Origin of the sequence: Aurantiacibacter gilvus (assembly GCF_038289935.1) — a bacterium.
In the GTDB taxonomy this organism is placed as follows: domain Bacteria; phylum Pseudomonadota; class Alphaproteobacteria; order Sphingomonadales; family Sphingomonadaceae; genus Alteraurantiacibacter; species Alteraurantiacibacter gilvus.
The window spans coordinates 1,277,994-1,296,078 of the sequence record NZ_JBBYHV010000001.1 but is presented as its reverse complement, the minus strand read 5'-3'; the positions used below and the strand labels follow the sequence as shown (position 1 = coordinate 1,296,078).

The following is an 18,085-nucleotide window of genomic DNA, read 5'->3' as shown; positions in this document are numbered from 1 at the left end:
CGCTAGTCTGCGGCGGGCTACTTGCCAAGCTTGTCCAGCTTGCGCTGCATTTCCGCCATCTGTTCGCGCAGCGTGTCGATATCGTCGCCCTCGCTGGCCGTCGGTGCGGCAGTAGGTGTCGGCGCGCCGGGGGCTCCCGGCATGAAGGCGCTGGCAGCCGCCTGGAACATGGCCATGTTCGATTCTGCCATCTTCGACAGGGCATCGGTTCCCATGCTCGACTGGAAGGCTTCCTGCAGCTTGTTCTGGTTGGTCTGGAAATTGGCCATGGCCGCTTCGAGGTAGGGCGGCATCATTGCCTGCATCGAATTGCCATACATGGCGATCAGCTGGCGCAGGAAGCTGACGGGGAGCATCTGCTCGCCATGCGTCTCTTCTTCCATGATGATCTGCGTCAGGATGGCGTGCGTGATGTCAGACCCGGTCTTGGCATCGAGAACCTGGAAGTCGACGCCGGTGCGCACCATCTGCGCCAAGTCATCGAGAGTAATGTAGCTGGACGACTGCGTGTTGTAGAGACGCCGGTTGGCGTACTTCTTGATAATGATGGCTGCCTCGCCCGTAGTGTCTTCTGCGGCCATCCCATGGCTCCCTGATTGTACGACCGGGGCTGCCTTAGCACTTGCAACATGGAAATGGCAATTCAGTGTATTAGGATTGTCGCAGAAACCTCTTCCCCAGCAAGGTCAGCAGTTCGTACTGCGAAAGGCCGGAAAGTTCCGCTGCCTGCGGTAAACCATAGGGAAAATTGCAGAAATCGCCTTCCTTCAGATCGTTCTCGCCGCAGTCCACCACCACCATGTCCATGGACACCCGGCCAATGATGGGAAGCTGGTCTCCCCCATGCTGCAACGCACCGCCCTGTGCCCAGCAGCGTAATATTCCGTCAGCATACCCTAACGAAATGGTTGCCGCACGCGTCGGCTTTTGCGCGCGCCAGACAGCATTGTATCCAACAACGTCACCCGGTTGCAGGTTGCGCACTTGCAGCACTGCGGCTTCGACGGTGACCACTGGCCGGATTGCCTCTGCCAGCTCGGGCCGCGGAACACCGCCGTAGAGCGACAGGCCCGGCCTGGTGAGGTCGAAGTGGTAGTCGGCCCCCAGCGCGATTCCGGCGCTGTTGGCGAGGCTGAGCTGCCGGGCCTGCACCCACGGCACCACGTCGCGGAAGGTGGCGAGCTGGCGCTCGTTGAGTGGCGAGTCTTCGTCCGCCGAAGCGAGATGCGACATCAGCGTGTCGACTCGCAGCGCCTGTATCGCTGGATCGCCGGCTTCGTCAGGAGCGATGCCGAGCCGGTTGATACCGCTGTCGATCATCAGGTGGCATGTCCCTCCCCCGGCTTCGTTCCAGCGATGCGCCTGGGCCAGGGAGTTGATGACCGGCACGGTCCCCGTCGCCTTGGCATAGGCGGCTTCGTCAGCGTTCCTGATGCCGTGGAGCACCGAAACCTGCTTGCCCGGCACGTGCTTGAGCAGGTCCACCACTTCACTCCAGTGCGCGACAAAGAATTGCCGCGCTCCGGCCTCCAGCAAGGCAGGCAGGACATGATCTACGCCGAGCCCATAGCCGTCGGCCTTGACCGCGGCCCCGGCCTCGGCCGCGCCGGACAACCTGCCCAGCGCGCGCCAGTTGTCAGCCAGTGCTGCCTTGTCGATTCCCAGCCGCAGGCTTGCTGGCGGCGGCTCAGGCAGGGTCATCTTCGAAATCGCGTGGCGGTCCGCTCGGCAGGCCCCACCAAGCCACCACGATAGCCACGACCAGCAGCCACCAGGTGTACCAGAGGCCGGCATAGAGATCGCCCGACCGCGCAACGAGGTAGCCGGCGATCAGCGGCAGGAACCCGCCGAAATAGCCTGCGCCGATATGGTAGGGGATCGACATGGAGCTGTAGCGGATCTTGGGTGGGAACATCTCGGACAGCAGGCCCGCGACAGGGCCGTAGGTGGCGCCGCTCAGCGCGCCGAACACCAGCAGGATGGCGAACACGCCGAGGATATTGACGAAGGGCGGAACCTGGTCTGGCAGGTCATAGCCCCGAGCCGACAATTGTTCGGCGATGAGCGCCCTGTTGGCCGCGCTGCCCGGCACGTCTTCCAGCGGGTAACCTGTGGAATCACTGAAGCCGAACGTCAGGTTTTCGCTTTCCGAGGCCGTATAGGGAACGCCCTGATCGGTCAGTTCGCCCATCAGCTGTCCGCATTCGGTGGCCTGCTCGGCAGCAAAGGGATTGTAATCACAGCCCGGTCCGCTGATGTGCACCGGATTGCTTTCGACTGCTTCTGCCAGTTGCGGGTTGGCCAATGCACCGATGCCCCAGAACAGCGGGAAGAGCAGCACGAGGCTGGCGATATAGCCCAACAGGATCGGCTTCTTGCGACCGACGCGGTCGGACAGGCTGCCGAAATAGACCATGCAGATGACGGCACCGATCGAAGCCGCGCCGACGATCAGTTCGGCTGTCGTGTCCTCCATCCGCATCGGCCCCTTGAGGAAACTGAGCGTCGAGAAGAAGGCGGTGTAGAAGATGATCGTCAGGCCGCAGGCAACGCCGAACAGGGCGATGAAGATGCGCTTTTTGTTGCCGGGATAGGTGAAACTTTCGACGAAGGGGTTGGCCGAGGTTTCGCCCTCTTCCTTCAGCGCCCGGAACACCGGGCTTTCGTTGAGCTTCAGGCGCATCCACAGCGAGATGCCCAGCAGGACAATCGATAACAGGAAGGGTACGCGCCAGCCCCACGCGGCGAAGGTATCCGCAGGGATCAGGAAGCGGCATCCCAGCACGACAACCAGGCTCAGCACGAAGCCGCCGACCACACTTGCCTGGATGAAACTGGTATAGAGCCCGCGTTTGTGCGACGGAGCGTGTTCGGCGACGTAGATTGCCGCGCCGCCATACTCTCCGCCCAGCGCCAGGCCCTGCGCCACACGCAGCAGGATGACGATGATCGGGGCGAATATGCCGATGCTCGCTTCGGCGGGTACCAAGCCCACCCCCGCGGTCGCGATGCCCATGATCGTGACAGTGACGAGGAAGGTATATTTCCGGCCCAGCCGGTCACCCAGGTAGCCGAACAGGATCGCACCCAACGGGCGGAAACCGAAACCGATGGCAAAACCGGCCCAGGTCAGCAGCAGGCTGAGCGTCTCGTTCCCGGTGGGGAAGAAGGCCGTGCTTATGAAAGCCGCCAGCGTACCGTAGATGAAGAAGTCGTACCACTCGAACACGGTACCTGCCGAACTGGCGGCAATGACCATGCGAATTTCCTTCGCGCTTGGTTCGTGATGTGGTGTTGTGGCTGTGCTTGCCATGCGATCCCCCGATAAATCTGACCGTGGGAGTTAGCGTTATGCAGCCGTGCTGGAAAGAGCCGCCATTGCCGCCTTCCACGGCAGCAACATGGCACCGTGCCGTCCGCGGTAGTCCCGGGCCGGGGCGATCAAGCCGATGTCCTGCCAATGCGGCGCGGGGCCCTCTTCCTCCAGCCAGCCGGAAAGGCAGTCGTGCGCCATGCGGATTTCGTCTGGGGTTCGGCCGACGGCGTGACGCGCAAAAACCGTCGCTGCGGCCTGCCCGACTGCGCATGCCCGCACCAGCATGCCGACACGCTCCACCGAACCGGATTCGTCCAGCACGACGTCCATCGCCAGAGTTGAACCGCAGGCCTGCGAGCGTGCCTCGCCATGTAGCGGGGCATTGTCGATAGGGGGATAGTTCGCCAGCTCGACTGCCGCTGCCAGCATGTCGGGCGTGTACAGCCGTTCCGCGCTCATTCGCCTTCGTCGTCGTGCTGCAAGCGCGCGCGCCGTTCGGCAATGATCTGCACCATCTCGCGCGAACCGGCATCGACCAGTTGGTAGGTGCGAGCCTCTGCGATCCAGAGGGGGCGACCCGAGGAACCCCAGACCGTGTCATAGCCCAGCACCAGCAGCGAGAAGGCGACAACGACGATGATCAGGCCCTTCAAGGCACCGAACCCGAAGCCCAGCACCTTGTCGACCGGGTTGAGCACGGAAGTACGCGCGTTGTTGGCAGCGCGGCTGGCGATCAGTTTCATCCCTGCATAGGGAACCAGCAGCAATAGCGCGAAAGCGAGGATCGAGGCGGTGATGGGGGAACCCATGAAATCAAGGACTGCCGCTGTCAGGTCCGTGTGGAGGAAACGGATAGCCAGCACGGCCAATATCCATGCCATGATGGAAAGCACTTCCTGCACGAAGCCGCGCAAGAAGCCACCCACGGCAGCAACGCCGACGATAAGCAGCACGATAAGGTCAAAAGCGGTCATTGGGCGCGGAAGTTATGCCGATGCCATCACCCGGTCAACGAGCGAGGTGACGCTGCCAACTTCCGAGTATCGCAAGCCAGCCACGCTTTGACCACCATCCTGTGGACCAAATGCTGTTTCGAATCCGAGCTTTGCCGCTTCCTTCCGCCTGACACCGCCGTGGGCAACGGGCCGGACTTCACCTGACAGCGCCACTTCGCCGAACCAGACGGCATTGGCAGCCAGGGGCTTGTCCGCCAAAGCACTCATCAGTGCGGCGGCAACGGCCAGGTCTGCCGCCGGGTCGGAAAGGCGGTAGCCACCTGCGACATTGAGATAGACCTCGGCGGTCGAGAAGCTCAGCCCGCAGCGCGATTCGAGCACGGCCAGCAGCATGGCGAGACGACCGCTGTCCCAGCCGACAACCGCGCGGCGCGGCGTGGCACCCGATTGCAGCCGCACTATCAGCGCCTGGATCTCTACAAGCACCGGACGCGTACCTTCGAGCGCGGGGAATACCGCGGCACCGGCAATGGGCCGGTCGCGGCCCGAAAGGAACAGCGATGATGGGTTGGCCACCTCGTCCAGCCCGTGGCCTTCCATGGCGAAGACGCCGATCTCGTCCACCGCGCCGAAGCGGTTCTTGAGGCAGCGGAGGATACGGTATTGGTGACTGCGTTCGCCCTCGAAGCTCATGACCGTGTCGACCATGTGTTCCAGTACGCGCGGGCCGGCAATGTTGCCGTCCTTGGTTACGTGGCCGACCAGCACCAGCGCGGTGCCTTTCTCCTTGGCGAAGCGGATCAGTTCGAAAGCAGAAGCGCGGACCTGGCTGACCGTTCCCGGTGCGCCTTCGATCATGTCGGAATGCATCGTCTGGATCGAATCGACTATGAGCAGGTCCGGAGGATTGTCCTGCCCGAGGGTGGTCAGAATATCGCGCACCGAGGTGGCCGCAGCGAGTTTGAGCGGGGCCTTGGAGAGGCCTAGCCGTCCCGCGCGCATGCGGACCTGTCCCGTGGCCTCTTCGCCGCTGACATAGACGGCAGAGCCGCCATCCTCGGCAATCCTGGCTGCAGCTTGCAGCAGCAGGGTCGACTTGCCGATACCCGGCTCGCCGCCCATCAGGATGGCCGCACCGGGAACGAGCCCACCGCCCAGTGCCCGATCAAATTCGCCGATGCCGGTTGGGCGACGCGCGAGCGGCTTGGTGGGCGCATCGAGCGATTCGAAGGCCAGCGCCCTCCCTCCGCTGGAAAGATCGTGCTTGGCGGCGAACTTGGTGTCGGGGGCATCCTCCACCAGCGTGTTCCATTCCTGGCACTCGCCGCACTGGCCCTGCCAGCGTGAGGCGACGCTGCCGCATTCGGTGCAAATGTAGCGTTTCTTGGGCTTGGCCATGGCTGCCTAGCTATACGGAACAAACATGGAACACAAGTGCGCTTGTCAGTGGCGATGTGCGTCCAGGCTGTGCCAGACCGCAGTGACGAAGGCATCGTCAGAGATGAAGCCGTTGGCCGTGTTGGACAGGCCTGCAACCGGTTGCGCGGCAACTGCCTGCTCCAGCGTCATGCCCTCCTCCCGCAAGGCTCGCACCCGGTCGACCCCGTCGGCAACCATGGCGCGGAATGCGGCGAGGCCAGCACGGTCGGTGATTCCCCCGTGGCCCGGAATCACGACGGTGTCATCGTCGATCATCGCCAGCACTCGGCCCAGCGACGCCAGCAGGTGTTCGACGTTGCCGCCGCTTTCGATGTCGATGAATGGCCAGCCCGCCTGGTGCATGAAATTGTCGCCCATGTGGACGACGTTGGCCTCGCGCCAGAATACCACGGTATCGCCGTCGGTGTGGCCGCCGCCAAGGTACATGAGGTCGATCTGGTCGCCGTTGGCGTGGATCGTCATGCCCTGGTCGTAGGTCAGCACCGGCAAGGCGACTTCGGGTGCGGGAGGCTCGACATTGCCGAGCACGGTGCCGCCCGACGCCAGCCGGGCGCGGACATTGTCGTGGGCCACGATGATTGCCCCGGCCTCGCCGAAAGGTTCGTTGCCGCCCGCGTGATCGAAGTGCCAATGGGTGTTGATGACGTATTGCACGGGTTCTGCACCAAGTCCCGCCACGGCCGCCATGATCCGGTCGCTGAGCACCGCGAACTGATCGTCTACCAGGATCGTGCCGTCTTCACCGTAGCTGACTCCGATATTGCCGCCGTTGCCGAACAGGACAGCGACCCCGGGGCGCAGTTCCACCGCGCGGATTTCAACGTCGTCCATGTCCTGCGCCAAGACGGGGCTGGCAATGGCGGTGCAGGCCAGCAGTGCGGCAACGGTAGTTCTCATCGGTAACCCTCCCCATTTCGGCGGCAAGGTTATCCGTCCTTCCGGTTAGTGTCGAGCGGCTAGCGTGAAGGCCGCGCATCTGCCATCAAGCGCGCCATGCGGCAGAAGGAACTCAGGATCGCGCTAGTCTGCTACGGCGGCGTCAGCCTGGCAGTCTACATGCACGGCGTCACGAAGGAGCTGTGGAAGCTCGCCCGCGCCAGCCAGGCGCACCATTCGCCTGACGCCTTGCACGAGACAGGGTCCGAGGCAGTCTACCAGCGCATGCTCAACGAGCTTGAAACGCAGCATGACCTGCGCCTGCGCGTGTTGCCGGATATCATCACCGGCGCCAGCGCTGGCGGGATCAACGCGGTGTTCCTCGCGCAGGCGATCCACTCGGGGCGCAGCCTGGAACCGCTGACGGAACTGTGGCTCGACACGGCAGATGTCGAGAACCTGGTCGATCCGCAGGCGCGTCCGTGGTCCGACCTGATGGCACGCGGCTATATGCGGCCTTTCGTCTGGTACCTCACGCGCGGGCCGGGCAACACCGTGGAGGAGACGGTGGCGGTGGAAACCCGCAAGGAGGTTCGCCACAAGATTTCCAGGCTGGTGCGCGGACGCTGGTTCGAGCCGCCGTTCTCCGGACCGGGCTTCTCCCGGCTGATCCACGATGCCCTGCAGGCGATGGAAAAGACACCCGCCGGGCCGCCCCTTTTGCCCGAACGCCACCCGCTGGACCTGCTGGTTACCGCCACCGACTTTCGCGGACGTCTGGAGACGTTGCGCCTCAACTCTCCGCCGCAGGTGGAAGAGCCGGAGCACCGCATGCCCATCGGCTTTCGCAGCAAGGTGCCGGGGGATGGCGGGCATGTCCTTGCGCCCTTGTGCGAGTTGACCCTTGCGGCTCGCGCCACGGCGAGTTTCCCGGGCGCATTCCCCCCGCTCCGCATCGCCGAGATCGACGACTTGTGCGACGGTGATTGGCCGGGGCGCGAGGAGTTCCTCCGCCGGGTCATGCCCGTCCACGTCGAGCGCGGAACGACCGAGCATGTGGCACTGGTAGATGGTTCGGTGCTGGTCAACGCGCCCTTCGCCGGAGCCATCGAGCGGCTGAGCACGCGCCCGGCCCAGCGCGAGGTGGACCGGCGGTTCGTCTATATCGACCCCTCCCCGCGCCAGGCGCGACCAGAGCATGGGGACGAGGTGAAGCCGGTCAGTTTCTTCGCTGCCATTATCGGCTCGCTCTCCGGAATCCCCCGCGAACAGCCCATCCGCGACAACCTGGAGGTCCTGGAACACCAGACGCGCGAAGCCGAAAAGCTGCGCCTGATGGTCAATGCCTTGCGGCCGGAAGTCGATGCGGCGGTCGAGAAACTGTTCGGCCACACGCTGTTCCTTGATCGGCCTACGCGCAAACGGCTCGCGGGTTGGCGCGCAAAGGCGCAGGAGGCTGCGGCGCATCGTGCAGGTTATGCCTTCCATTCCTACGCGCAGGCCAAGCTGAGCGGCATAATCGACCGGCTTGCCGAGCTTGCCCGCTCCGCGTCGTCCAGCCTCGACATGCCATCCGTCGACACCATCGCCTTGCGCTTGCGTGCCAAGATCGACGAGCGAGGACTGCGGGGTCTGGGGGCTGGCAAAGGTGGTGGCGGTGCCAGCGAGGCGGCTATAGACTTCTTCCGCGATCACGACCTCGTCTTCCGCGTGCGCCGGTTGCGGCTGCTGGCGCGGCGCCTGTCGCGTGACTGGGAGCTTGATCCGGAGGTTTCCGATGCAGGCCTGCAGGATGCCCGCGACGCGGTCTACCGCGCGCTGGCGCTCTATTTTGCGCGTGAGGACGTGGCGGGGCTGGGAGATGACTTCCCGGACATTGCTGCGCGGGTGCTGGAAGATCCGGGCGCCTTCCTCGACGCGCTGGCCGACCGGCGCGCGCTGCGGGCTACGGACGAAGCCGCCGAAGAGGTGCTGGTAGAGGCGCTGGCAGCCATGCCGCGCGACCTGCGGCGGCGCGTGCTGCTCGCTTACCTTGGCTTCCCCTTCTACGACGTTTCCACCCTGCCGCTGGTGCGCAACGAAGGCCTGACAGAGTTCGATCCGGTGAAGGTGGACCGGATCAGCCCGGAAGATTGTTCCGCCATCCGCGAAGGCGGCACGGCGGCAACCCTGCGCGGGACGGAGTTCTTCAACTTCGGCGCCTTCTTCAGCCGCGCCTATCGCGAGAACGACTACCTCTGGGGGCGTTTCCACGGGGCGGAACGAATGATCGACCTGGTCTGCTCGACCGTGCCCCACGGTTACGACAATGCTGCCTGCCTCGCCGTGAAGCGAGACGCCTTCCTGGCCATTTGCGACGAGGAAGAGAAAAGCGGCAACTGCAAGCCCGAACTGGTCGCCGCCTTGCGCGCGGAGATCGTCGCCAAGCTTGGTGCGAACTAACCTCCGAAGGCTTCCTTCAGCTTGTCGAGGAAGCCGCGGCTTTCGGGGCATTCCTCGCCCGTCTCGGTCTCGCGGAACTCGCGCAGCAGCTCCTTCTGGCGACTGCTGAGCCTGGTGGGCGTTTCCACCTGAACTTCCACCACCAGGTCGCCGCGACCACGGCCCTGCAATACCGGCATGCCGGCACCGCGCTTGCGCAGCTGCTTGCCGGACTGGATTCCGGCGGGAATGTCGATCGCATGGGTTTCGCCGTCGAGGCCGGGAATCTCGATCGTGTGACCGAGCGCAGCGGTTGTGAAGCTGACGGGCACGCGCGTGAACAGCGCCGTGCCTTCGCGTTCGAAAACGGTGTGCGGCTTCACGTGGACGAAGATGTAGAGATCACCCGGAGGAGCGCCCATCGGCCCTGCCTCACCCTTTCCTGAAAGGCGGATGCGGGTGCCGTTGTCGACGCCCGGTGGGATGTCGACTTCGTAGACCTGTTCCTTGTCGACACGGCCCTCGCCGCGGCAACTGGAACATGGCTGCTCGAGCACTTCGCCGCGGCCACTGCAGGTCGGGCACGGACGCTCGATAACGAACAGGCCCTGCTGAGCACGGACCTTGCCGTGGCCACCGCACAGTTCACAGCGCCGCTTGCCAGTGCCGGGCTCTGCGCCCGAACCGCCGCACGGATCGCACTGCGACGCGACTTCGACGGTGATCTCGGCATCCTTGCCGTGGAATGCCTCTTCCAGCGTCACCTGCATGTCGTAACGCAGGTCGGCACCGCGACGGGGCCGTTGGCGACCGCCGCCACCGCTTCCGAAGGCGCTGCCGAAAATGGTCTCGAAAATATCGCCGAGGTCGCTGAAATCGGCACCGCCCATGCCGCCGGGGCCGGCACCGCCACCTCCCTGCTGGAAGGCCGCATGGCCGTAACGGTCGTAGGCAGCACGTTTCTGCGGGTCTTTCAGCACTTCGTAGGCAGCGCTGCAGGCCTTGAACTGGGCTTCCGCCTCGGCATCGCCCGGATTGCGGTCCGGGTGATACTTCATCGCCATCTTGCGATAGGCAGACTTGATGCTCGAGCCGTCGGCATCGCGCGACACGCCCAGCAGTTCGTAGAAATCGATTTCAGTAGCGGACATTCGTGATCCCTCGAAGCATACCGCCACCGGCGCAGGGCGCGTCGGTGGCGGACAGCTTTTTCATCGTCGGATTACGACTTGTTCTCGTCGTCCACTTCAGTGAACTCGGCTTCGACAACTTCCTCTTCTTCCGAAGGCTTGGAAGCGTCTTCGCTGGCAGCTGCATCGGCAGATGCTTCGGCACCAGCGGCCTGTTCCTTTTCGTAGATGGCCTGGCCCATCTTCATGGCCACCTGCGTCAGGGCTTCGCTCTTCGCCTTCATGGCATCAAGATCGTCGCCTTCGAGCGCCTCCTTGGCATCCTTGACGGCGGTTTCGATCTCGCCCTTCAGGCCAGCGTCGATCTTGTCGCCGTTCTCTTCCAGCTGCTTTTCGGTCGCGTGGACCAGGCTGTCGAGGTTGTTGCGGACTTCGGCGGCCTCGCGGCGCTTCTTGTCCTCGTCGGCGAACTTTTCGGCGTCCTGCACCATCTGATCGATGTCGGCGTCCGACAGGCCACCCGAGGCCTGGATGCGGATCTGCTGTTCCTTGCCGGTGCCCTTGTCCTTGGCGGACACGTTGACGATGCCGTTGGCGTCGATGTCGAAGGTCACCTCGATCTGCGGTACGCCGCGCGGAGCCGGCGGGATGCCGACGAGGTCGAACTGGCCGAGCAGCTTGTTGTCTGCGGCCATTTCGCGCTCGCCCTGGAACACGCGGATCGTCACTGCGCCCTGGTTGTCTTCGGCGGTGGAGTAGACCTGCGTCTTCTTGGTCGGGATCGTGGTGTTGCGGTCGATCATGCGGGTCATGATGCCGCCCAGCGTTTCGATACCCAGCGACAGCGGGGTCACGTCGAGCAGCAGCACGTCCTTGACGTCGCCCTGCAGCACGCCAGCCTGGATGGCAGCACCCATGGCCACCACTTCGTCCGGGTTCACGCCGGTATGCGGCTTGGAACCGAAGAAGCCTTCAACGACTTCGCGCACCTTGGGCATGCGGGTCATGCCGCCAACGAGGATAACCTCGTCGATCTGGTCCTTGGACACGCCAGCGTCCTCAAGGGCCTTCTTGCACGGCTCCAGCGTGCGCTTGATGAGGTCACCCACCAGCTGCTCCAGCTTCGAGCGCGAAATCGTCTCGACGAGGTGCAGCGGGGTGGACGAGCCACCTTCCATGCGCGCGGTGATGAAGGGCAGGTTGACTTCGGTCGACTGCGAGCTCGACAGCTCGATCTTGGCCTTTTCGGCAGCTTCCTTTAGGCGCTGCAGGGCCAGCTTGTCGGTGCGGAGATCCATGTTCTCCTTCGACTTGAACTGGTCGGCCAGGTATTCGACGATCACGTTGTCGAAGTCTTCACCGCCGAGGAAGGTATCGCCGTTGGTCGACTTCACTTCGAACACGCCATCACCGATTTCGAGGATGGAAACGTCGAAGGTACCGCCGCCAAGGTCGTAAACGGCGATGGTCTTGCCGTCTTCCTTGTCCATGCCATAGGCGAGCGCCGCGGCAGTCGGTTCGTTGATGATGCGTTCGACTTCAAGACCGGCGATCTGGCCGGCGTCCTTGGTCGCCTGGCGCTGCGCGTCGTTGAAGTAGGCCGGAACGGTGATCACGGCCTTGGTCACGGTTTCGCCAAGATAGCTCTCGGCGGTTTCTTTCATCTTCTGCAGGATGAAGGCGGAAATCTGGCTGGGCGAATATTCCTCGCCGCCCGCTTCGACCCAGGCATCGCCGTTCTTGCCCTTGACGATGTCATAGGGGACGATGTCCATGTCCTTCTTGGTGGTGGGATCGTCGAACCGGCGGCCGATAAGGCGCTTGATCGCGAACAGCGTGTTGTCCGGATTGGTCACGGCCTGGCGCTTTGCAGGCTGGCCGATCAGGCGTTCACCGTCCTTGGTGAAGGCCACGATCGAAGGCGTGGTACGCGCGCCTTCGGAGTTTTCGATAACCTTGGGTTTGCCGCCTTCCATTACGGATACGCAGCTGTTGGTGGTGCCCAGGTCGATACCGATAATCTTACTCATATTACCCCGTCTCTTTCGTGTTGGACGCTGCGCGGTGGGCTCCCCACGTAAGCGGCGAAGCCATTCGGCAGCTCGAGAAAAGCTATGTCTTGAGCCGGGATATAGGTGCGGTTTTGCTTGGCACAAGGGCGGTCCGCGCCTAGAAATTCCCCGAGATTGACGGAGAGGAATGCAATGAACAGCAAGAGCATTTTGGCCAGCATGGCGATCCTGGCACTGGCGGCCTGCGGCGATGAACCCGCGGAAGAAGTGGTTGCCGAGGTTCCCGACTGCCCTCCCGGAATTGAGGTAGACGGCGGGTGGATGTCCATGGCGGCTGTGGCGGGTGATCCGGCTGCGGTCTATTTCACCATCACCAACAACGGCGAAGAAGCGAAGATGATCGCAGCTGCAGACGTGGCCGGTGCAGGCAGCGCTGCCCTGCACGAAATGGGGACCTGGAACCTGCAGCCGTCGATGGACGAGGTGCTGCAGCTAGACGTGCCCGCAGGTGAAAGCATTGCCTTCGAGCCGGGCGGCCTGCACGTCATGGCCATGCAGCCGGGCGAAGAACTGGCTGTCGGCGGCGAGACTGAGGTCACGCTGACCTTCGTGCGCGGCGACAAGTGCAGCTTCCCGGTGGCCATCCGCGCTCCCGGGGACACGCCGGAAGCTGAAGCCGATGCGGAATAATCAGCGCTGAAGGATGAATGATCCGGTCGCGTCATCCTGCCCGATTGGCGGCACCCGTTCGCTGACGGCAGGTGAGGTAACACTCGCCCGATCCATCTTCGGGGACGCGATCGACTATTCAAAGGTGACCATCAGGCGGCGCAAATGGGCCTTCTTCCAACCGAAGAAGGTGACCATGGCGCCGCGCGGACACATCCATTTCCACCCGCTGGGCAACGCCTACTGCGACGACTTCGCTTTTGCTCCGTTGAAGCGGCAAGCCCTGTTCATTCACGAGATGACGCACGTCTGGCAAACCCAGACCCGTGGCGACTGGTACCTGATCTTCAACCGCATGCCCTGGGCTACCTACGACTATGCCCTGAAGCCGGGCTGGCCGCTGGAAAAGTACGGGATCGAGCAGCAGGCGCGAATTGTCGAACACGCCTTCCTGTTGCGCAACGGCGCAAGGCTGGCAGGGGTGAGCGATCCAGCGGCATATGATGTGCTAGTGAATTTCGCTCAGGGGCAGTAGGTACGAATGCGAGGAGGCACGTTGCATGGACAATGAACGCGATGTTTTCCGCCCGTCGCTTGGCCGCTGGCTGTGGGGAACGCTGGCGGGCCTCGGCACACTTGCGCTCGGCGTGGCTGGTATCGCCATCCTGGTGGGAGCGGCGGGCAACTGGGGTCCCTGGCCGCTGCTGTTGACCCTGCTCGCCGTGCTGATCGTGCTGGCCAAGTGGCTTCAGGTTGCCAGCGTTCGCTACGAGCTCGACGCCAACCGATTGAAGGTGCGTCGCGGCATCATCATGAAGTCGATCGACGAGATCGAACTGTACCGCGTCAAGGACGTGCGCATGAATTTCAGCCTGCTCAACCAGATCGCAGGGATAGGTTCGATCACCATCACCTCCAGCGACGAGACCACGCGCAACGGTCATCTGGTTATGCCCTACGTCCCGCACGCCGAGCATCGCCGCGAGGAAATCCGCCGCCTTGTCGATGCTGCCCGCGAACGGCGCGGGGTGCGCGAGCTGGACATGGCGCATGACCACTTTGGCGGGGCTTCCACAGGGGACTAGTGCAGCGCTTGCCCTAACCAGTTTCAATTGATACCATCTGTACCATTGTCCGGGCGGCCCAACCCGCGCCCGGCGCGATGGTTCATGACATGCAGCTATCCGACTACGGCCTGACGCGCGAGCGGGGCTACCTTTCGCATTTTGAGATCGACGCGATCACCCTGCCAAGCCGCTTTGCCGGTGTCCTGCAGGCGGCGGGGAACCTGTCCGCCTTGCTGACGACCGGGCGGGTGCGCCACTTCCTCGACCAGCTGGCAGATCCCGTGCTGGAGGATTGGGCGCAAGAGGCAGCCGAGGAAGAAGTGCGCACAGCCATGGTGCATTACTCCTTCCTTGTGCAGGCCTACGTCTGGGGCGAATCGGAGCCGCCGGCCCACTTGCCGGCCAACCTCGCCCGCCCGATGGTCGCGATCTCGGACCGCCTCGACCAGGCGCCCTTGCTGCCCTACTCCGGCTATGTGCTCGACAACTGGTACCGGCTCGACAAGTCGGACGGGATCAGGCTCGACAACATCGCCATGCAGCAGAACTTCCTCGGCGGCGTCGACGAGAACTGGTTCGTGCTCGTCCACGTTGCCATCGAGGCGGAAGCGGGAGTGCTGCTCGACAATGCGGCAAAGCTGGTCACCGTGGCCAGGCAGGACGACGCGGCCGAGGCCGAACGTCTGCTGGTCGAAATGGACGCGGCCTGGGAGCGGATCTACGGTCATTTCGCCCGCATGCCCGAGCAGTGCGATCCCTACTGCTACTTCCACCGCGTGCGGCCGTACATCCACGGCTGGGCCAACAACCCCGCCCTGCCCGCTGGCGGACTTGTCTACGAAGGCGTCGAAAAGCTGGGTAACCAGCCGCAGGCGCTGCGCGGCCAGACAGGTTCGCAGTCGTCCATCGTTCCGGCCATGGACGCCCTGCTGGGCGTCGGCCACAGCGACGATCCGCTGAAGCACTTCCTCACCGAATTGCACCAGTACCGCCCGGTGCAACATCGCCGCTTCATCGAGGACCTGGCGGTGAAATCGACCTTGCGCGAATTCGTCGCCGGCTCGGGCAGCCAGAGCCTGAAGGACGCCTTCAACGCCTGCCTCGAACAGGGCGCCCGTTTCCGCACGCGCCACCTCGAATATGCGGCGAGCTACATCAACAAGCAGGCAGGTTCCATCCCCGGCAACGATCCCGATGTCGGCACCGGCGGCACGCCTTTCATGAAATACCTGAAGAAGCACCGCGACGAAAACCGCGCCCAGGTTGTCACCTGATATACCGTTCGACCGGTCGTCTGGCACGGCCGGTCGAACCTTTCTGAATCCGGAACGGCGAATACACAGATCGTTCAAACGGCCTTCCCCAAAAGCCGATTCAACAAGGGTCGCACCTATCGGTTGTTTTCAACTTCGAAACGGGGAGACCATTGTGATGTTCAAGAAATTTGCGGTTGCCGCAGCAACCCTCGCCACCCTTTCCGCCCCCGCCGTCGCGCAGGATATCAACGCGGATCCCATCTACGAAACGGTCGACCTTGAAGGCGGCTTTCCGGACGATCCCTACGTCGTCTACCTGTCCTCGGGCGGCACCAACGACGCCAGCCGTCTGGGCAGTGGCTGCCGCGGCTACATCGCCAATGCGCCTGACGTGCGCCTCTTTTTCGATCCCGGCACCCTGCCGCTGATCATCTCGGTCGCCTCGCGCGCTGACACCACGCTGGTGATCAACGCCCCGGACGGCCAGTGGTACTGCGACGACGATGGCGGCGAAGGCCTGAACCCCTCGGTGGCGTTCAGCGATCCGATGTACGGCCGTTATGAGATCTGGGTCGGCACCTACGGCGACAGCGAACTCAACGATGCCGAGCTCAACATCTCGGAGCTTTACAGCCAGTAACCGGCCAGAATTCGGCATGTCCGCCAACAGGGGGGCGGAAGGAGGCGGGGTCCGGCTGGGCCTCGCCTTCTCTATTGGGCTGCGCGAAAATTCGCATGTTCGCCGCCGATATGTCAGATTGCGCTTTCAATGCCTTAGCGGCCAAGGAAGGAGTCGCGGATGATCTGGAAACGCCTGTTTGGAAACCAGTCAAAGCCCGCAGGGCCGCCTGCGCAGCCTGATCAGGGCGATCCCATGGCAGACTGGCAGCCTGAAAACCCGCTGGAAGAGGCAATGGGAAATGTGCCGCAGTCCGCCGATGCGGCGGCCGATTTCGCCCGGCTCCTGCTCGATTCTACCGTCATGCTGGCAGTGCCGCCACACGACAGGCCGGAAGGCGAACGCGAGCTCCCGCAGGCCGAAAAGTTCGACATCTTCCTGATCGACGACGGTGGCGGCGGCGCGACCGCCGCCATGTTCACATCCGAACGCCGTGTGGCCGAAGCTTTCGGCGAAGGGACGCGTTACATCGCCATGGATGGCCGCGCCGCACTTACCGCGGTTGCGGATATCGGCGTGGTGATCAATCCCGGCCCGGTCGGGCTCTACCTCAAGTACGGACCCGAAACGATCGCCCGCATCCTGGCACTGTAACCGGCGTTAGCGATCAATCCGGCTTCTTCGCCACGCCCACCATGGCGGGTCGCAGCAGGCGGTCCTTGATCATGTAGCCGGACTGCATTTCCTGCACCACGGTGCCAGGTTCGGCATCATCGGTGGGAACTTCCATCATCGCCTGGTGCTGGTTCGGGTCCAGTGGCAGGCCCATGGCGGCGATGCGGCTGATGCCGTGCTGTGTGAACACCTTGTCCAGTTCGCGTTGTGTCGCCTGGATGCCGGCGACAAGCCCCTTGAACTTGCTGTCTTCGCGCAAGTCCTCGGGGATGGCATCGATGGCACGGGCAAGGTTGTCCGCCACGCTCAGGACGTCGCGGGCAAAGCCGGTCGCGGCATAGTTGCGCGCGTCCTGCGCTTCCTTTTCCAGGCGGCGGCGCTGGTTCTGCGCGTCGGCCTTGGCGTAGAGCACTTCCTGCTTGGCAGCTTCCAGGTCGCCGCGCAGCGCTTCGAGCGCCTCTTCCAGGCTGCCGCCCTCGTCGCCTTCTTCGCTGTCATCGAGAAACTCCTCGGGCACGCCTTCGAGTTCCTTTTCGACCGCTTCGTCGCGGTCCTTATCGTTATCGATCATTTGTCCTGCTAACCAATTCGCTTGCCCAGGGAATGGGCTGTGAAATCAACCATGGGAACGACCCGCGCGTAATTCAACCGCGTGGGACCGATCACCCCGAGTACGCCGACCACCCTGCCCTCGCGATCCCGATAGGGCGCGGCGATCACCGATGAACCGGAAAGCGCGAATAGCCGATTCTCCGCGCCGATAAAGATGCGTGTCGATTCTGCCTCGCGCGCCGAGTCGAGCAGTTCGGCCACCGACTGCTTGTTTTCAAGGTCGTCGAGCAGCTGCCGCACGCGGTCGAGATCGTTTAGTGCGCTGTCGTCGATCAGGTTGGAAGCACCGCGCACGATCAGCACCGGGCGCTTTGCGGCGTCTTCGCTCCAGGTGGCAATCCCATTCTCGATCAAGCGCTTGCTCGCGTCATCGAGCGCCGTGCGACCGCTGGAGATCTCTGCCTGGATGGCCTTGGCGGCTTCGGACAGGGTTCGTCCGGCAAGGCGCGCGGAAATGTAGTTGCTGGCTTCCTGCATGGCGCTGGCGGATGCTGGTGTATCAAGCTCCAGCACGCGGTTCTCGACATGGCCATCCTCACCCACCAACACGGCGAGCGCGCGGGTCTGGTCGAGGGGCACGAGGTTGATCTGCGCGAGCCGCGCCTCGCGCTGGGGCACCATGACCATGCCCGCTGCACCCGACAGGTTGGACAGCAGCGCGCTGGTGTTCTCCAGCGCCGCCTCTATCGGTCCGGGCGCGCCCAGCTGCGCTTCGATCGCGGCGCGCTCGGCAGCGGTGGGCTCGGCAACCTGCATGATTCCATCGACAAACAGCCGCAGGCCAAGGTCGGTCGGCATGCGCCCGGCGCTGGTATGCGGGGCAGCGAGCAGGCCGAAACTTTCGAGTTCACTCAGAACCGAGCGAATTGACGCAGGCGAGAGGTTCACCTCGCTGCGCGTTGCCAGCGTCTTCGAGCCGACGGGCTGACCGCTTTCGAGATAGTCCTCCACCACCAGGCGGAAGATATCGCGCGCGCGGTTGGTCAGTTCGGAGATCGGTGGAGAAGCCATGACAGGCGCCTATCTAGTCGCTAGG

18 protein-coding genes are annotated in these 18,085 nt (G+C 63.6%); 7 read left to right on the top strand and 11 right to left on the bottom strand.

Features of this window, described 5'->3' with window-relative positions; genetic code table 11:
- Positions 1 to 17: 17 nt before the first annotated feature.
- The 7 genes from phaR to AAEO60_RS06310 all read right to left on the bottom strand — a co-directional run bounded on the left by phaR (position 18) and on the right by AAEO60_RS06310 (position 6,609).
- Positions 18 to 581 (bottom strand): polyhydroxyalkanoate synthesis repressor PhaR, encoded by a 564-nt coding sequence (phaR, locus tag AAEO60_RS06340; protein ID WP_341672808.1) that lies wholly within the window; start codon positions 579 to 581, stop codon positions 18 to 20.
- 70 nt (positions 582 to 651) lie between these two features.
- Positions 652 to 1,701 (bottom strand): alanine racemase, encoded by a 1,050-nt coding sequence (alr, locus tag AAEO60_RS06335; RefSeq protein WP_341672807.1) that lies wholly within the window; start codon positions 1,699 to 1,701, stop codon positions 652 to 654.
- The gene (locus AAEO60_RS06330) at positions 1,688 to 3,313 is read right to left on the bottom strand and encodes an MFS transporter (protein ID WP_423970100.1); all 1,626 of its coding nucleotides are present in this window, start codon (positions 3,311 to 3,313) and stop codon (positions 1,688 to 1,690) included. The genes alr and AAEO60_RS06330 overlap by 14 nt, the downstream gene beginning before the upstream one ends.
- A gap of 36 nt (positions 3,314 to 3,349) precedes the next feature.
- Positions 3,350 to 3,775 (bottom strand): iron-sulfur cluster assembly scaffold protein, encoded by a 426-nt coding sequence (locus tag AAEO60_RS06325; RefSeq protein WP_341672805.1) that lies wholly within the window; start codon positions 3,773 to 3,775, stop codon positions 3,350 to 3,352.
- Positions 3,772 to 4,290, bottom strand: coding sequence for a CvpA family protein (locus AAEO60_RS06320; RefSeq protein WP_341672804.1), 519 nt, complete (start codon positions 4,288 to 4,290; stop codon positions 3,772 to 3,774). The genes AAEO60_RS06325 and AAEO60_RS06320 overlap by 4 nt, the downstream gene beginning before the upstream one ends.
- Positions 4,291 to 4,302: 12 nt before the next feature.
- The gene (gene radA, locus AAEO60_RS06315; protein ID WP_341672803.1) at positions 4,303 to 5,670 is read right to left on the bottom strand and encodes a DNA repair protein RadA; all 1,368 of its coding nucleotides are present in this window, start codon (positions 5,668 to 5,670) and stop codon (positions 4,303 to 4,305) included.
- Positions 5,671 to 5,715: 45 nt separating this feature from the next.
- The gene (locus AAEO60_RS06310) at positions 5,716 to 6,609 is read right to left on the bottom strand and encodes an MBL fold metallo-hydrolase (RefSeq protein WP_341672802.1); all 894 of its coding nucleotides are present in this window, start codon (positions 6,607 to 6,609) and stop codon (positions 5,716 to 5,718) included.
- Between the two features lie 96 nt (positions 6,610 to 6,705).
- Here AAEO60_RS06310 and AAEO60_RS06305 point away from each other — a divergent pair, with 96 nt between their 5' ends.
- Positions 6,706 to 9,030, top strand: a complete 2,325-nt coding sequence (locus AAEO60_RS06305; RefSeq protein ID WP_341672801.1) for a patatin-like protein — start codon at positions 6,706 to 6,708, stop codon at positions 9,028 to 9,030.
- Here AAEO60_RS06305 and dnaJ read toward each other — a convergent pair.
- Both dnaJ and dnaK read right to left on the bottom strand, forming a co-directional pair.
- Entirely contained in the window at positions 9,027 to 10,160 is a 1,134-nt protein-coding gene (dnaJ, locus tag AAEO60_RS06300; protein ID WP_341672800.1) for a molecular chaperone DnaJ, read from the bottom strand. The genes AAEO60_RS06305 and dnaJ overlap by 4 nt on opposite strands.
- Positions 10,161 to 10,231: 71 nt before the next feature.
- Positions 10,232 to 12,169 carry a molecular chaperone DnaK gene (dnaK, locus tag AAEO60_RS06295; protein WP_341672799.1) on the bottom strand — a complete coding sequence of 646 codons (1,938 nt, stop codon included), beginning with the start codon at positions 12,167 to 12,169 and terminating at the stop codon, positions 10,232 to 10,234.
- Positions 12,170 to 12,343: 174 nt separating this feature from the next.
- Between dnaK and AAEO60_RS06290 the strand changes: the two genes are divergently transcribed.
- The 6 genes from AAEO60_RS06290 to AAEO60_RS06265 all read left to right on the top strand — a co-directional run bounded on the left by AAEO60_RS06290 (position 12,344) and on the right by AAEO60_RS06265 (position 16,416).
- On the top strand, positions 12,344 to 12,841 hold the full coding sequence (locus AAEO60_RS06290; protein ID WP_341672798.1) for a copper chaperone PCu(A)C: 498 nt from the start codon (positions 12,344 to 12,346) through the stop codon (positions 12,839 to 12,841).
- Positions 12,842 to 12,854: 13 nt separating this feature from the next.
- On the top strand, positions 12,855 to 13,355 hold the full coding sequence (locus tag AAEO60_RS06285) for a vgr related protein (RefSeq protein WP_341672797.1): 501 nt from the start codon (positions 12,855 to 12,857) through the stop codon (positions 13,353 to 13,355).
- Positions 13,356 to 13,380: 25 nt separating this feature from the next.
- Positions 13,381 to 13,905 carry a PH domain-containing protein gene (locus AAEO60_RS06280; protein ID WP_341672796.1) on the top strand — a complete coding sequence of 175 codons (525 nt, stop codon included), beginning with the start codon at positions 13,381 to 13,383 and terminating at the stop codon, positions 13,903 to 13,905.
- Between the two features lie 89 nt (positions 13,906 to 13,994).
- The gene (locus AAEO60_RS06275) at positions 13,995 to 15,161 is read left to right on the top strand and encodes a PrnB family protein (RefSeq protein ID WP_341672795.1); all 1,167 of its coding nucleotides are present in this window, start codon (positions 13,995 to 13,997) and stop codon (positions 15,159 to 15,161) included.
- A gap of 157 nt (positions 15,162 to 15,318) precedes the next feature.
- Entirely contained in the window at positions 15,319 to 15,783 is a 465-nt protein-coding gene (locus AAEO60_RS06270; RefSeq protein ID WP_341672794.1) for a hypothetical protein, read from the top strand.
- 159 nt (positions 15,784 to 15,942) lie between these two features.
- Positions 15,943 to 16,416, top strand: coding sequence for an SseB family protein (locus AAEO60_RS06265; protein WP_341672793.1), 474 nt, complete (start codon positions 15,943 to 15,945; stop codon positions 16,414 to 16,416).
- 13 nt (positions 16,417 to 16,429) lie between these two features.
- Here the strand turns inward: AAEO60_RS06265 and grpE are convergent, their stop codons facing one another.
- Together grpE and hrcA are read right to left on the bottom strand one after the other, a co-directional pair.
- Positions 16,430 to 17,008 (bottom strand): nucleotide exchange factor GrpE, encoded by a 579-nt coding sequence (gene grpE, locus AAEO60_RS06260; RefSeq protein WP_341672792.1) that lies wholly within the window; start codon positions 17,006 to 17,008, stop codon positions 16,430 to 16,432.
- 8 nt (positions 17,009 to 17,016) lie between these two features.
- Entirely contained in the window at positions 17,017 to 18,060 is a 1,044-nt protein-coding gene (gene hrcA / locus AAEO60_RS06255; protein ID WP_341672791.1) for a heat-inducible transcriptional repressor HrcA, read from the bottom strand.
- Between the last annotated feature and the right edge of the window lie 25 nt (positions 18,061 to 18,085).

What these genes read in the sequence shown, in the direction of transcription:
- AAEO60_RS06290 (WP_341672798.1), top strand. Translation starts at nt 12,344, where the DNA reads ATGAACAGCAAGAGCATTTTGGCCAGCATGGCGATCCTGGCACTGGCG.
- AAEO60_RS06310 (WP_341672802.1), bottom strand. Translation starts at nt 6,609, where the DNA reads ATGAGAACTACCGTTGCCGCACTGCTGGCCTGCACCGCCATTGCCAGC.
- AAEO60_RS06285 (WP_341672797.1), top strand. Translation starts at nt 12,855, where the DNA reads ATGAATGATCCGGTCGCGTCATCCTGCCCGATTGGCGGCACCCGTTCG.
- radA (WP_341672803.1), bottom strand. Translation starts at nt 5,670, where the DNA reads ATGGCCAAGCCCAAGAAACGCTACATTTGCACCGAATGCGGCAGCGTC.
- hrcA (WP_341672791.1), bottom strand. Translation starts at nt 18,060, where the DNA reads ATGGCTTCTCCACCGATCTCCGAACTGACCAACCGCGCGCGCGATATC.
- AAEO60_RS06275 (WP_341672795.1), top strand. Translation starts at nt 13,995, where the DNA reads ATGCAGCTATCCGACTACGGCCTGACGCGCGAGCGGGGCTACCTTTCG.
- grpE (WP_341672792.1), bottom strand. Translation starts at nt 17,008, where the DNA reads ATGATCGATAACGATAAGGACCGCGACGAAGCGGTCGAAAAGGAACTC.
- AAEO60_RS06265 (WP_341672793.1), top strand. Translation starts at nt 15,943, where the DNA reads ATGATCTGGAAACGCCTGTTTGGAAACCAGTCAAAGCCCGCAGGGCCG.
- AAEO60_RS06320 (WP_341672804.1), bottom strand. Translation starts at nt 4,290, where the DNA reads ATGACCGCTTTTGACCTTATCGTGCTGCTTATCGTCGGCGTTGCTGCC.
- AAEO60_RS06270 (WP_341672794.1), top strand. Translation starts at nt 15,319, where the DNA reads ATGTTCAAGAAATTTGCGGTTGCCGCAGCAACCCTCGCCACCCTTTCC.
- AAEO60_RS06280 (WP_341672796.1), top strand. Translation starts at nt 13,381, where the DNA reads ATGGACAATGAACGCGATGTTTTCCGCCCGTCGCTTGGCCGCTGGCTG.
- AAEO60_RS06330 (WP_423970100.1), bottom strand. Translation starts at nt 3,313, where the DNA reads ATGGCAAGCACAGCCACAACACCACATCACGAACCAAGCGCGAAGGAA.
- phaR (WP_341672808.1), bottom strand. Translation starts at nt 581, where the DNA reads ATGGCCGCAGAAGACACTACGGGCGAGGCAGCCATCATTATCAAGAAG.
- AAEO60_RS06325 (WP_341672805.1), bottom strand. Translation starts at nt 3,775, where the DNA reads ATGAGCGCGGAACGGCTGTACACGCCCGACATGCTGGCAGCGGCAGTC.
- dnaJ (WP_341672800.1), bottom strand. Translation starts at nt 10,160, where the DNA reads ATGTCCGCTACTGAAATCGATTTCTACGAACTGCTGGGCGTGTCGCGC.
- alr (WP_341672807.1), bottom strand. Translation starts at nt 1,701, where the DNA reads ATGACCCTGCCTGAGCCGCCGCCAGCAAGCCTGCGGCTGGGAATCGAC.
- AAEO60_RS06305 (WP_341672801.1), top strand. Translation starts at nt 6,706, where the DNA reads ATGCGGCAGAAGGAACTCAGGATCGCGCTAGTCTGCTACGGCGGCGTC.
- dnaK (WP_341672799.1), bottom strand. Translation starts at nt 12,169, where the DNA reads ATGAGTAAGATTATCGGTATCGACCTGGGCACCACCAACAGCTGCGTA.